This is a genomic window from Pseudomonas sp. Sample_11, assembly GCF_004307505.1.
In the GTDB taxonomy this organism is placed as follows: Bacteria; Pseudomonadota; Gammaproteobacteria; order Pseudomonadales; family Pseudomonadaceae; genus Aquipseudomonas; species Aquipseudomonas atacamensis.
This window is the reverse complement of the sequence record NZ_RCOD01000076.1, coordinates 15,921-28,838: the sequence shown is the minus strand read 5'-3', so window position 1 is coordinate 28,838 and position 12,918 is coordinate 15,921. Positions and strand designations below refer to the sequence as shown.

12 protein-coding genes are annotated in these 12,918 nt (G+C 62.2%); all 12 read left to right on the top strand.

Going from position 1 to position 12,918, the window contains the following annotated elements; translation table 11 throughout:
- Positions 1 to 520: energy transducer TonB (locus D8U60_RS20900; protein WP_130900834.1), on the top strand; the 520-nt coding region annotated here is incomplete at its 5' end.
- A gap of 45 nt (positions 521 to 565) precedes the next feature.
- Complete coding sequence (locus tag D8U60_RS20895; protein WP_122611220.1) at positions 566 to 1,273, top strand: MotA/TolQ/ExbB proton channel family protein; 708 nt, start codon at positions 566 to 568, stop codon at positions 1,271 to 1,273.
- Positions 1,273 to 1,674 carry a biopolymer transporter ExbD gene (locus tag D8U60_RS20890; RefSeq protein WP_130900833.1) on the top strand — a complete coding sequence of 134 codons (402 nt, stop codon included), beginning with the start codon at positions 1,273 to 1,275 and terminating at the stop codon, positions 1,672 to 1,674. The genes D8U60_RS20895 and D8U60_RS20890 overlap by 1 nt, the downstream gene beginning before the upstream one ends.
- Positions 1,675 to 1,885: 211 nt before the next feature.
- A complete protein-coding gene (locus tag D8U60_RS20885) occupies positions 1,886 to 4,597 on the top strand; it encodes a TonB-dependent receptor (protein WP_177435488.1) in 2,712 nt (903 codons plus the stop codon).
- A gap of 226 nt (positions 4,598 to 4,823) precedes the next feature.
- Positions 4,824 to 6,689, top strand: coding sequence for an extracellular solute-binding protein (locus tag D8U60_RS20880; RefSeq protein ID WP_130900832.1), 1,866 nt, complete (start codon positions 4,824 to 4,826; stop codon positions 6,687 to 6,689).
- A gap of 1 nt (position 6,690) precedes the next feature.
- On the top strand, positions 6,691 to 7,755 hold the full coding sequence (gene yejB / locus D8U60_RS20875; RefSeq protein ID WP_130900831.1) for a microcin C ABC transporter permease YejB: 1,065 nt from the start codon (positions 6,691 to 6,693) through the stop codon (positions 7,753 to 7,755).
- Entirely contained in the window at positions 7,755 to 8,777 is a 1,023-nt protein-coding gene (locus tag D8U60_RS20870; RefSeq protein WP_056788667.1) for an ABC transporter permease, read from the top strand. Before yejB ends, D8U60_RS20870 begins: the two co-directional genes overlap by 1 nt.
- A 1-nt stretch (position 8,778) precedes the next feature.
- The gene (locus D8U60_RS20865; protein ID WP_241663562.1) at positions 8,779 to 10,464 is read left to right on the top strand and encodes an ABC transporter ATP-binding protein; all 1,686 of its coding nucleotides are present in this window, start codon (positions 8,779 to 8,781) and stop codon (positions 10,462 to 10,464) included.
- A 115-nt stretch (positions 10,465 to 10,579) separates the two neighbouring features.
- Complete coding sequence (locus D8U60_RS20860; protein WP_016775383.1) at positions 10,580 to 11,101, top strand: DUF3455 domain-containing protein; 522 nt, start codon at positions 10,580 to 10,582, stop codon at positions 11,099 to 11,101.
- Positions 11,102 to 11,262: 161 nt separating this feature from the next.
- Positions 11,263 to 11,790: a sigma-70 family RNA polymerase sigma factor gene (locus tag D8U60_RS20855; RefSeq protein WP_130900829.1), complete on the top strand. Its 528-nt coding sequence runs from the start codon at positions 11,263 to 11,265 to the stop codon at positions 11,788 to 11,790.
- On the top strand, positions 11,787 to 12,479 hold the full coding sequence (locus tag D8U60_RS20850; protein WP_016775384.1) for an anti-sigma factor: 693 nt from the start codon (positions 11,787 to 11,789) through the stop codon (positions 12,477 to 12,479). Before D8U60_RS20855 ends, D8U60_RS20850 begins: the two co-directional genes overlap by 4 nt.
- Before the next feature lie 132 nt (positions 12,480 to 12,611).
- The coding region (locus D8U60_RS27950) for a hypothetical protein (RefSeq protein WP_241663561.1) at positions 12,612 to 12,918 on the top strand (307 nt) is incomplete at its 3' end.

Genomic DNA, 12,918 nt, shown 5'->3' with positions numbered 1-12,918 from the left:
ACCGCCGCCTGAACCCGAGCAGCCGGTGGAGGACGAGGACGCGGTCAAGCCGCCGCCCAAACCGGTGGAGAAGCCCAAGCCGATCGAAAAACCCAAACCGGTCGAGAAACCCAAACCGGTGAAGAAAGTCGAGCCACCGAAAGCGCCGCCGGCCCCGGCGCAACCGTCCGCACCTGCGGCGCCGACGACACCGAGCGCACCACCGGCACCACCTGCTGCGCCCGCTCCGGTCAAGGAGTCGGCGGCGATTTCCGGCCTGGCCAGCCTTGGCAACCCGCCGCCGGAATACCCGTCTCTGGCGCTGCGGCGCAATTGGGAAGGCACCGTGGTGCTGCGCATTCAGGTGCTGGCCAACGGCCGTGCCGGCAGCGTGACGGTGACCAAGTCCAGCGGCAAGCCGCAACTGGATGAGGCGGCCGTCGCGGCGGTGAAGAACTGGAAGTTCATTCCGGCCAAGCGCGGTGACACGCCGATCGACGGCTTCGCCACCCAGACCATCGATTTCAAATTGCCGCAATGACGGCGCAACCGACTCATTACTGATTAACGCAAGCGAGGTGTAGCCATGAACGATTCACTGTCTTCGATGATTGTCCCCGGTGTGCTCTGGGGCCTGGTGCTGTTTTCCGTGGTCAGTTGGGCGATCCTGCTGGTCAAGTCGGCCCAGTACCTGCGCCAGAAAGCGCAGAACAAACAGTTCACCAAAGCCTTCTGGAGCGCGCCGGACCTGCTCACCGCCGCCGAACACGCCAGCCAGTATCCAGGCTCGCTGGCGCGCATCGCCAGCAGCGGTTTCGAAGCCCTGCTGGTGGAAGAGTCGCCGCGCACCACGCAACAACTGGCGCACACCATCAACCGCTCCGACCGCCTGGAACGCAACCTGCGCCAGCAGATCCAGAAGGAACGCCGCTCGCTGGAAAACGGCCAGGCGATCCTCGCCAGTATCGGCAGCACCGCGCCGTTCATTGGCCTGTTCGGCACCGTGTGGGGAATCATGGAAGCCCTGCAAAGCATTGGCGAAACCGGCTCGGCCAGCCTTGAAGCGGTCGCCGGGCCTATCGGCCACGCGCTGATCGCCACCGGCGTGGGCATCGCCGTCGCCGTGCCGGCAGTGCTGATCTACAACTTCTTCCTGCGTCGGCTGAAACTCGCCTCGGCGGACATGGACGACTTCGCCCACGACTTCGACGCCCTCGCCTCGCGCAGTGCGTTTTCCATCAGCCGCCAGGCCATTGCCAGCAAAAGCACCAACGCCGTGCGGGAGGCCAGCTGATGTCCTTCTCCACTCAAGACAGCGATGAAGTGCTCAGCGAAATGAACGTCACGCCGCTGGTCGACGTCATGCTCGTGCTGCTGGTGGTGTTCATTGTCACCGCGCCGCTGATGACCAACGCGATCAAGGTCAACCTGCCGAAAACCGACGCCGTCGCCCCTGCCGAAAAGAAAGACCCGGTGGTGGTCAGCGTCGATCAGGACGGCAAGTTCTATCTGGCCAAGACCGAACTGGCCCCGGAATCCCTCGAGGCCAGCCTCAGGGAGGTCAAGGCCAAAGACGCCGACGTGCGCGTGCAGTTGCAGGCCGATGCCACCGTCAATTACGGCCAGGTGGCCAAGGCGATGGCATCGATCGAACGCTCCGGCATCAGCAAGATTTCGGTGATGACCACCCACTGAGTGCGGTGCCGGGCGGCTGTTGAAAGCTCCCGCCCGGCACCGCTGAAAAAAGAAATCCCGTCGCACCCGGCCGACCGAAAAAACGCCACGCGTCTTCGGAGGGGATCGGCTTGCTTGAAGAAAGTGGTTTTCCGCGCGCGGTATCACCGGAAGCGGAGCAATGAGCGGCTCACAAGGCCAATTCGATAACGTCTGAAAATCGGAAACAACCATGCTGATGAACACTCCACGCTTCACGCTCAAACCTTTGGTGGCAACGATGTCTCGCCACCGTTTCGTTCCGCTGTATCTGGTGGCCATGGGGATGGGCGCCGGGACCGTGCAAGCGGCCGAGGACGACAACAGCGCCACGCCGGCAGCCGCCGTCGTGGCGGCGCCGACCACGCAACTGCAACGGGTCGAAGTGACCGGTTCGGCGATTCGCCGGGTCGATGCGGAAACGGCGGTGCCGATCACCATCCTCAAGGCTGACGAGCTGCGCAAACAGGGCGTGACCACCACTGCCGAACTGGTCCAGCGCATCACTGGCAGTCAGTCGATCAACAACAGCGCCGGCTCCGTCGGCGCGGCCACTGGCGGTGCGTCGTTTGCCGACATGCGCGGCATCGGCGCGAACAAGACGCTGGTGCTGCTCAACGGTCGACGCCTGGCCAACAATGCCCTGTCGGGGACCAACTCGGCCGGCGGCGCGGTGGACCTGAACATGATCCCGTTTGCCGCCATCGAGCGCGTGGAAGTGCTGCGCGACGGCGCCTCGGCCCTGTACGGCACCGACGCCATCGGCGGTGTGATCAACTTCATCACCAAGAAATCCCTTACCGATGGCGCCCTGACCCTGGGCGGCGAAACGCCGACCCACAGCGGTGGCGGCGCGACCAAGGACATGAGCGCCAGTTGGGGCTACGGCGATCTGGAAGAAGACCGCTTCAACGTCCTCGGCGTGTTCAACTACAACAAGCAGCAGAACCTCGACGCCAACGACCGCTCCTTCGCCACCGACTACGCGCCCGGTCGCGGTCTCGATCAGACTTCCGGCACCGCGTTCCCCGGCAACTACAGCCAGAACGGCAACGCCACCAACCCGTTGGCCAACAGCAATTGCAACGGCCCCAACCTGATCGCCCGCGACGGCTTGTGCCGCTTCAGCACCCGTGAATACATCGATCTGGTGCCACAGACCGAGAAGACCTCGTTCTTCGGCAAGACCACTGCCAAGCTCGGCGATGATCACAACGCCAACCTTGAATATTTCTGGTCGCGCAACAACAACGCCGTCGCCGTCGGCCCGGCGCCACTGACTGGTCTGAGCCTGGATTCCTCCTCGCCCTACTACCCCGGCAACGGCATCACCCCGGCGCCGACCGATTTCGCCCTCGACCCGACGCAGCCAGTCGACGTCAACTGGCGCGAGACTGCCGCCGGCCCGCGTGAATCGAAAGACCAGAACACCAGCCAACGCTTTCTGCTGAGCTTCGACGGCCTGGTCGGGGGTTGGGATTACAACGTCGGCGCCTCGTACAACCAGAACAAAATCGTCTCCAGCGTCACCAGTGGTTATGTCAGCGACCAGGCGATGATTGACGGCCTGGCCAGCGGTCTGCTCAACCCGTTCGGCCCGCAGACCGCTGCCGGCCAGCAGTACATCGACGCCGCCGCGTACCACGGCGCCTACTCCACAGCCGTGGGCCGCGTCGCCGGTTTCGATGGCCGCGTCAGCCGTGAAATCGGCGACTGGTTCGGCGCAGGTCCGTCCGGTCTGGCGCTGGGCGGCGAGTACCGCAAGGAGAAATTCCATCAGGACTTCGAGTCGTTCGCCGGCGACATCCAGAGCCTCGGCATCGATCCGGCCGGCAGCGTCGAGGGCGACCGCAGCGTCAAGGCCGCCTATGCCGAACTCAACGTGCCGGTGCTCGACAGCCTTGAATTGTCCGCCGCTGTGCGCCACGACAAATACAGCGACTTCGGCAGCACCACCAACCCGAAATATTCGTTCCGTTATCAGCCGATCAAAGAGCTGGTGGTGCGTGGTGCCTACAGCGAAGGTTTCCGCGCGCCATCGCTGTACGAGCTGTATTCGCCGCGCAGCATCACGTTCACTCAGGGTTACTACAACGACCCGGTGCTGTGTACCGGCGGTGTGGTGCAACCAGGCGGCAACGGCGGCCGCGATTGCGGTCAGCAGTTCCTCAATCAGATTGGCGGCAACGAAGATCTGGCCCCGGAGAAGGCGCGCAACGTGACGTTGGGCTTCGTCTATCAGCCGATCAGCAACCTCTCGGTGGGTCTGGATTTCTGGTGGATTCACATCTCCAACCAGATCCAGCCATTCCCGGAATCCACGGTGTTCGATCAGGCCGGCTCCTACCCGGACCGCTTCGTGCGCAACGCCGACGGCACGCTCAACTACATCGTCACCGGCAACGCCAACCTCGGCATCGTCGAGACCAACGGTGTCGACGTGTCGCTCGACTATCGCTTCCCGAACACGCCGTACGGTCAGTTTGGTCTCGGCCTGCAAGGCACCTATGTCGACGAGTACGACTTCCAGAGCACCATCAAAGGCCCGTTCACCGACAAGGTCGGCGACTTTCAGGGTGACGGCGTGATCGCGCGCTGGAAGCACAACCTCACCGGCAGCTGGACCTTCGGCGCGGCACGGGCGGCGCTGACCAACCGCTTCACCACCGGTTACAACGACTATGACCGCGACACCCATTCGCGCGTGGCCTCGTATTCGGTGTGGGATCTGTCGGCCGGTTACACCTTCAACAAGGTGCTCGACGTCGATGCCGGGATGAAGAACGTGTTCGACCGCAACCCGCCGTTCTCCAACCAGGCCTACAACTTCCAGAGCGGCTATGACCCGCGCTACACCGACCCGCTGGGCCGGACATTGTTTGCGCGCATGACTTACCACTTCTAACCCCAAATAAAACGCTTCCCTCTGTGGGAGCGAGCCTTTGTGGTGAGGGGATTTATCCCCGATGGGGTGCGAAGCGCCCCCAGGACCTGCCGACGCGGAGCATCAGAAGTAACGCATGCATTGATCTTGCGACTGCTGCGCAGTCGATCGGGGATAAATCCCCTCGCCACAAGGGCTCGCTCCCACCGGGGGGCCGGGTTCCTTCAGGGATTTCAAGGGTGACTTCATGAGTTTTTTGCGCAACATGGCTGGCCTGCTGCTCGGCAGTGCGCTGCTGTGCACTGGCACTTCGGCACTGGCCGGCGGCAGTCACGCGCTGACGGTGTATGGCGAGGCGCCGAAGTATCCGGCCGGCTTCAAGCATTTCGATTTTGTTAACCCCGACGCGCCCAAGGGCGGTTCGCTCAGCCGTGCGTCGATGGAGATCGGTCAGTACAACTACATCACGCCGTATGCCGATCAGGGCATTTCGGTGGTGCAGGTCAATGACTGGGTCTACGCGCCGCTGGCGTTCCGATCGCTGGATGAGCCCTACACGGTTTACGCCTTCGTCGCGCAGCAGATCGAGCGCGATCCCGAAGGTTTGTGGGTGCGCTTCACCCTCAACCCCAAGGCACGCTTTGCCGACGGCACGCCGATCACCGCCGAAGACGTGCGCTACACCTTCAACCTGCTGATGACCAAGGGCAGCCTGAGCTATCGCCAGCAATATGCCGACGTGCAGGACGTGCTGATCGAAGGTCCACGGCAGGTCCGTTTCACCTTCAAGAACAACCTCAATCGCACCCTCGCGCTGGATCTGGCGACGCTGCGCGTGCTGCCCGAGCACTGGTGGAAAACCCGCGACTTCGCCAACGGCGGCGGCTTCGAGCCACCGCTGGGCAGCGGGCCGTACCGGGTGAGCAAGGTCGACGCCGGGCGCAGCATCAGTTTCCAGCGTGACCCGGACTGGTGGGGCAAGGACCTGCCGGTCAGTCGCGGCATGTACAACTTCGACAGCCTGACGGTGAATTTCTACGGCGACACCGACGTCGCCCGCCAGCTGTTGCAGGCCGGCGCGTTCGACTACAACCGCGAGTTTTCTTCCTCGGGTTACGTGGTTGGCTACGACAGCCCGGCCCTGCGCGACGGGCGCTTGCAAAAAGCCATTCTGGCGCCGCACAAACCCACCGCCGCCCAAGGTTTTGTGTTCAACCTGCAAAACCCGATCTTCCAGGACCGCCGCGTGCGCGAGGCGATCAGCCTGCTCTGGGATTTCGAGTGGACCAACAAACAGATGATGCGTGGCTTCTACGTGCGTCAGAACAGCTTCTGGCCCAAGAGTGAAATGGCCGCCAGCGCCCTGCCCGATGCCAAGGAACTGAAGATCCTCGAACCGTTGCGCGGCAAGGTTCCTGACGAGGTGTTCACCACGGTCTATGAAGCGCCGAAAACCGATGGCAGCGGCTACATCCGCGACAAGCAATTGCAAGCGCTGAAACTGCTCGCCGAAGCCGGTTGGACGGCGAAAAACAATCGTCTGGTCAACGCCGCCGGCGAGCCGCTGGAATTCACCTTTCTCGATGGTCAGGGCGGCTTCGATCGCATGCTGCTGCCGTTCAAACGCACCCTCGCGCAGATCGGCATCACGCTCAATCTGCGCCGCATCGATTCAGCGCAATACATCAACCGCCTCAACGCTCGCGACTACGACATGATCGTCTGCGCTTTCCCGCGCAGTGGCGATCCGATCGTCTCGCCGGGCCGCGAGTTGTACAGCCTGTATGGCTCGCAAAGTGCCACGCAAGTCGGCAGCTCGAACGCGATGGTGCTGGCCGATCCAGCGGTCGATCAACTGATTGACGGGCTGGTCCAGGCCAACAGCCGCGAAGCCATGGTGCATTACGCCCGCGCCCTCGACCGGGTGCTGCAATGGGGTTACTACATGATTCCCAACTACTACTCCAAAGGCACGCCGACGGTGTATCAGAACCGCTTCGGCATGCCCGCCGTGCAACCTTCGTATGACGAAGGCCTCAACACCTGGTGGGAAGTCTCGGCCAAGCCGCTGACGACTCAGCAGATGAGCGCTCAGCTTGCGGGAGGCCAGTGACATGCTGCGTTATCTGAGTCGCCGATTACTGCTGATCATCCCCACGCTGTTGTGCATTCTGGTGGTGAATTTTCTTATCGTGCAGGCCGCGCCCGGCGGCCCGGTGGAACAAGCCATCGCCCGCCTGCAAGGCTTTGGCGGGCACAGCATGGGCGGTGGCGGCGAAGTCGCGGCGGTCGGCGGTGCCGGGCGCAGCAGCCGTGGGCTGGACCCGGCGCTGATCGAGGAAATCAAACGCCATTACGGCTTCGACAAACCGCTGCACGAACGCCTGTGGCTGCTGCTGAAAAACTACGCACAACTGGATCTGGGCAACAGCTTCTTTCGCGGCGCCAAGGTCACCGACCTGATCGTGCAGAAGCTGCCAGTGTCGCTGTCGCTGGGTTTGTGGGCGACGCTGATCACCTACCTGATTTCAATCCCGCTGGGCATTCGCAAGGCAATCAAGAACGGCAGCGCCTTCGATGTCTGGAGCAGCACCGCGATCATCGTCGGTTATGCGATGCCAGCGTTTCTCTTCGCCATTCTGTTGATCGTGGTGTTCGCCGGGGGCAGCTACGTCAACTGGTTTCCGGTGCAGGGGCTGGTGTCGGACAACTTCGAAAGCCTCAGCACATTGGGCAAGGTCGGCGACTACCTCTGGCACCTGGTGCTGCCGGTCACGGCGCTGGTGATCGGCGGCTTTGCCACGCTGACGATCCTGACCAAGAACAGCTTTCTCAACGAGATCAGCCGGCAGTACGTGATTACCGCACGAGCCAAGGGCCTGACCGAGAGGCGCGTGCTGTACGGCCACGTGTTTCGCAACGCCATGCTGCTGGTGGTGGCCGGTGTGCCGTCGGCGCTGATCGAAGTGTTTTTCGCCGGCTCCCTGCTGATCGAAACCATCTTCAATCTCGACGGCCTCGGGCGCATGAGCTACGAAGCGGCGGTGTCGCGCGACTATCCGGTGGTGTTCGGCGCGCTGTTTCTGTTCACCCTGTTCGGCCTGCTGATCAAGCTGATCGGCGACCTCTGCTACACCCTGCTCGACCCGCGCATCGATTTCTCGGCGAGGACTGCCTGATGTTCACACTGTCGCCTCTGGGCCAGCGCCGCGTCGCGCAATTCAAGGCCAACCGCCGTGGGCGCTGGTCACTGTGGCTGTTCATCGGCCTGTGCCTGATCTGCCTCGGTGGCGAGTTGATCGCCAATGACAAGCCGCTGGTGATCCGCTACCACGACGCCTTTTACTTTCCGATCCTCAGCGATTACCTGGAAACCGATTTCGGCGGCGAGCTGCCGTTCCAACCGGATTACGCCAGCAGTTACGTACACAAACTGATCGAGGATCAGGGCGGCTGGATGCTGTTTCCGCCGATCCCGTTCAGCTACGACACGGTCAACTACGACCTCACCGAACCGGCGCCCAGCCCGCCGTCATCGAGCAATTGGCTGGGCACCGATGATCAGGCCCGCGATGTTCTGGCGCGGGTGATTTTCGGCACGCGGATCTCAATTCTGTTCGCGCTGATCCTCACCGCCATCAGCGCGTTGATCGGCATTCTCGCCGGGGCCTTGCAGGGCTACTACGGCGGCTGGGTCGACTTGCTCGGGCAGCGCGTTCTGGAAATCTGGTCGGGGCTGCCGGTGCTGTATCTGCTGATCATTCTGTCCGGCTTCGTCTCGCCGAGTTTCTGGTGGCTGCTGGGGATCATGGCGCTGTTTTCCTGGCTGGCGCTGGTCGACGTGGTGCGCGCCGAGTTCCTGCGGGGGCGCAATCTCGAATACGTGAAAGCCGCGCGAGCGCTGGGCCTGACCGACAGCGAACTGATGCGCCGGCACATTCTGCCCAACGCCATGACCTCCACCCTCACCTACCTGCCGTTCATTCTCACCGGCGCCATCGCCACTCTGACCGCGCTGGATTTCCTCGGCTTCGGCATGCCCGCCGGCACCGCATCGCTGGGTGAACTGATCGGCCAGGCCAAACGCAATCTGCAGGCACCGTGGCTGGGGCTGACGGCGTTTTTTGCCCTGGCGCTGATCCTGTCTTTGTTGGTTTTCATCGGTGAAGCGTGCCGAGATGCCTTTGATCCGAGGAGCTGACATGCAAGACCATTTAATCGAGATCCGCGACCTGCGCGTCGCCTTCGCAGGGCAAGAAGTGGTGCACGGTGTGAACCTGGATATTCGCCGTGGCGAATGTCTGGCGCTGGTCGGCGAGTCCGGCTCGGGCAAGTCGGTGACGGCGCATTCGATTCTGCGTTTGTTGCCGGGCAAGAACGTCAGCAGCAGCGGCGCGATTCGCTATAACGGCGTGGATTTGCTACATGCCAGCGAACAACAGATGCGCGGTTTGCGCGGCAATCGCATTGCGATGATTTTCCAGGAGCCGATGACTTCGCTGAACCCGCTGCACACGGTGGAAAAACAGATCAGCGAAGTGCTGGAAATCCACAAGGGCCTCAAGGGCCGCGCCGCCCGCGCGCGGACGCTGGAGCTGCTGGAACTGGTGGGTATTCGCCAGCCGTCGCAGCGCTTGAAAGCCTATCCGCATCAGCTTTCCGGTGGTCAGCGGCAACGGGTGATGATCGCCATGGCGCTGGCCAACGAGCCTGAACTGTTGATTGCCGATGAGCCGACCACGGCGCTGGACGTAACCGTACAGCAGAAGATTCTTGAGCTGCTGATCGAGTTGCAGCAGCGCCTCGGCATGTCGCTGTTGCTGATCAGCCATGACCTCAATCTGGTGCGCCGAATCGCTCAGCGCGTGTGCGTAATGCGTCAGGGCGAGATCGTTGAACAGGCCGATTGCGAGACGCTGTTCCAGGCGCCGCAACATCCTTACAGCCGCTTGTTGATCGAGGCTGAACCGAGCGGCGCGCCAGTGCCCAGTGAGTACGAGCACAACCTGCTGGAAGTCGATGATTTGAAGGTGTGGTTTCCGCTGCCGAAAAAACTCTTCAGCCGTCAGCAGGATTACATCAAAGCGGTGGACGGGGTCAGTTTCACCCTGCAACGCGGCAAGACGTTGGGCATCGTCGGCGAGTCGGGTTCGGGCAAGTCGACGCTGGGCCAGGCGATCCTGCGACTGGTCGAATCAGAGGGCAATATCCGTTTCGGCAACAAGCAGTTGAGCCTGCTCAATCAGCGCCTGATGCGCCCGCTGCGCCGGCAGATTCAGGTGGTGTTTCAAGACCCGTTCGGCAGCCTCAGCCCGCGCATGTCGGTGCAGCAGATCATTGCCGAAGGCTTGCTGACCCACGGCATCGGCAGCGAGGCCGAGCGCGAGGCAGCGGTGATTCGCGTGCTGGAGGAAGTCGGCCTCGACCCGCAAAGCCGCCATCGTTACCCCCACCAGTTTTCCGGCGGCCAGCGCCAGCGCATCTCCATCGCCCGCGCACTGGTGCTGGAACCGGCGCTGATCCTGCTCGACGAACCGACGTCGGCGCTGGATCGCACGGTGCAGAAGCAAGTGGTGGAGTTGTTGCGCCAGTTGCAGATCAGGCATGGGCTGACCTATCTGTTCATCAGCCATGATCTGGCGGTGGTGCATGCGCTGGCGCATGACTTGATGGTGATCAAGGATGGCAAGGTGGTTGAACAAGGTTCGTCGCGGGAGATTTTCGCTGCGCCGAAACATCCGTATACCCAGGAACTCCTGAAAGCCTCGGGCCTCAAGCCTGATGAAGGACCCTGTGGGAGCTGGCTTGCCAGCGATGGCGGTGTATCAGAAAAATCGATGTCTGCTGACACGACGCCATCGCTGGCAAGCCAGCTCCCACAGGTATAGAGGTGATCCAAAAATATTTTTCCGGCACTGCATCCAATCGCCTCCGCCACGGGTAGTCCCTGTAACAGCCCACTCTGGTGCTGTCAGCGCCCTACCCTTTTCGGAGAATCATCGGATGAACATCACCCAGCTGATTGGCTTCACCGGTTTGCTCGCCTTCACCGCGACCACCTTCGCCCAGAGCAGTTATCCCGACGCGATCAAAGTGCCGGACGGGCACAAGATTGCCCTGGAAACCACCGGGGTTGGCGAGATCACCTACGAATGCCGCGACAAACCCAATATGGCCGGGCAGACCGAGTGGACCTTTGTCGGCCCGAAAGCGGTGCTCAATGATCGCAGCGGCAAACAGGTCGGCACCTATTTCGGCCCGCCAGCGACGTGGCAAGCCAAGGACGGTTCGAAAGTCACCGGCACACAACTCGCCGTGGCACCGTCGAGCCCGGGCAACCTGCCCTATCAACTGGTCAAGGCCAATCCGGCCGAGGGCAAAGGTGCGATGACCGGGGTCAGCTACATCCAGCGTGTTGCGCTCAAAGGCGGCGTCGCGCCGGGCAGTGAGTGCACCATGGCGAACAAGGGCAAGCAGGAAGTGGTGAAGTACCAGGCGGATTATATTTTCTGGGCGGCTAACTGATATTCGGAAGCAGTGCACAATCCTGTGGGAGCGAGCTTGCTCGCGAAGACGGAGTGTCAGTCGCCTTTTTACTTTCTGACCCACCGCATTCGCGAGCAAGCTCGCTCCCACTGGGAACAATGCGTCTGGATGTTTGGGAAATGTGAGCTAGATTGCACCCCATGCCTTTACCCGAATCCGTTTTCGATTACGAAGCCCGCCTCGCCGCCTGTGCCCGGGGCGAGCGCGCGGCTTTGCGCGATTTGTATGTGCAGGAAGGCCCGCGCCTGCTCGGCGTGGCCAAGCGGCTGGTGCGCGATACGGCGCTGGCGGAGGATATCGTGCATGAGGCGTTCATCAAGATCTGGCAAGGCGCGGCCGGGTTCGACCCGGCGCGCGGTTCGGCGCGGGGCTGGATGTTCAGCGTGACCCGGCACCTGGCGTTGAATCAGCTGCGCAAGCAAAGTCGGGAAACGCCGTTCAGCGAAGAACATGAGGCAGCGGCGCCTGATGAGGCGGTCGATGTTCACTCGGCACGCATTCATCGCTGCCTCGAACAACTGGAACCGCAGCGGCGCAGCTGCATCCTCCATGCCTACGTCGACGGTTACAGCCACGCGCAGATTTCCGCGCGCCTCGACACGCCGCTGGGCACGGTCAAAGCGTGGATCAAGCGCAGCCTCAATGCTTTGCGGGAGTGCATGGGATGACCGGCGAATCAGCGCAGGAACGGGATGAACTGGCCGGCGAATACGTGCTCGGCACCTTGTCGTTCGAGCAGCGCATCGAGGTGCAACGGCGCCTGCCGAACGATCCCGAACTGCGTGCAGCGGTGGATGCCTGGGAGCGGCGCCTGCTGGAGCTGACCGATCTGGCCGAACCTCAGCAACCCTCGGCGCAGTTATGGCCTCGTATCGAACGCAGTCTCGAACGGCTGACGGTGAAGAAACCGCTAACCTCGTGGTGGAATCTGCTGCCGCTGTGGCGCGGCTTGAGCGCGGCCGGGCTGGCGGCGACATTGATCCTCGGCACGATGCTGCTGACGCAGACTGCGCCGAAACCGAGTTATCTGGTGGTGCTGGTCGCGCCGCAGGACAAGGCGCCGGGCTGGGTGATTCAGGCGAGCAATGCGCGGGAGATCCAGTTGATCCCGCTGGGCGTGGTCGAGGTGCCGGCGGACAAGGCGCTGGAGTTCTGGACCAAGGCTGACGGCTGGTCGGGGCCGGTGTCGTTGGGCTTGGTCAAGCCGGGGCAGGCGTTGTCGGTGCCACTGGACAAACTGCCGCCGTTGCAGCCGAACCAGCTGTTTGAGCTGACCCTGGAAGGAGCCAACGGCTCGCCGATCGGCAAACCGACCGGGCCGATTCAGGCGATTGGGCGTGCGGTGAAAGTGCTCTGAGGCTCTGCTACGCGGTTGTCCGCAACCATCATCGACGTCGATGTTCACCATCACGGCAATGAAGTTCTCATAAAAAATTCCGGGCGTAACATCAGCTCCATACCAACCAATAACACCCCGGAGCACACCATCATGAAACGCCAGACTCTTCTCAGCATCGCTTTCTCGGTTTTCGCAGTTAACGCTTTCGCCGCCACCCCGGCGCACACCATGATCGCCGAAGGCGGTTCGGACAAGCTGATCGAAAGCCGTCTGGCTGAAGGCGGTTCGGATCGTCTGATCGAACGCCGTGTTGCTGAAGGCGGCTCGGATCGTCTGATCGAGCGCCGTGTTGCTGAAGGTGGTTCGGATCGTCTGATCGAACGCCGTGTTGCTGAAGGTGGCTCGGATCGTCTGATCGAACGCCGTGTTGCTGAAGGCGGCTCGGATCGTCTGATCG

What these genes read in the sequence shown, in the direction of transcription:
- D8U60_RS20895 (WP_122611220.1), top strand. Translation starts at nt 566, where the DNA reads ATGAACGATTCACTGTCTTCGATGATTGTCCCCGGTGTGCTCTGGGGC.
- D8U60_RS20890 (WP_130900833.1), top strand. Translation starts at nt 1,273, where the DNA reads ATGTCCTTCTCCACTCAAGACAGCGATGAAGTGCTCAGCGAAATGAAC.
- D8U60_RS20885 (WP_177435488.1), top strand. Translation starts at nt 1,886, where the DNA reads ATGCTGATGAACACTCCACGCTTCACGCTCAAACCTTTGGTGGCAACG.
- D8U60_RS20880 (WP_130900832.1), top strand. Translation starts at nt 4,824, where the DNA reads ATGAGTTTTTTGCGCAACATGGCTGGCCTGCTGCTCGGCAGTGCGCTG.
- yejB (WP_130900831.1), top strand. Translation starts at nt 6,691, where the DNA reads ATGCTGCGTTATCTGAGTCGCCGATTACTGCTGATCATCCCCACGCTG.
- D8U60_RS20870 (WP_056788667.1), top strand. Translation starts at nt 7,755, where the DNA reads ATGTTCACACTGTCGCCTCTGGGCCAGCGCCGCGTCGCGCAATTCAAG.
- D8U60_RS20865 (WP_241663562.1), top strand. Translation starts at nt 8,779, where the DNA reads ATGCAAGACCATTTAATCGAGATCCGCGACCTGCGCGTCGCCTTCGCA.
- D8U60_RS20860 (WP_016775383.1), top strand. Translation starts at nt 10,580, where the DNA reads ATGAACATCACCCAGCTGATTGGCTTCACCGGTTTGCTCGCCTTCACC.
- D8U60_RS20855 (WP_130900829.1), top strand. Translation starts at nt 11,263, where the DNA reads ATGCCTTTACCCGAATCCGTTTTCGATTACGAAGCCCGCCTCGCCGCC.
- D8U60_RS20850 (WP_016775384.1), top strand. Translation starts at nt 11,787, where the DNA reads ATGACCGGCGAATCAGCGCAGGAACGGGATGAACTGGCCGGCGAATAC.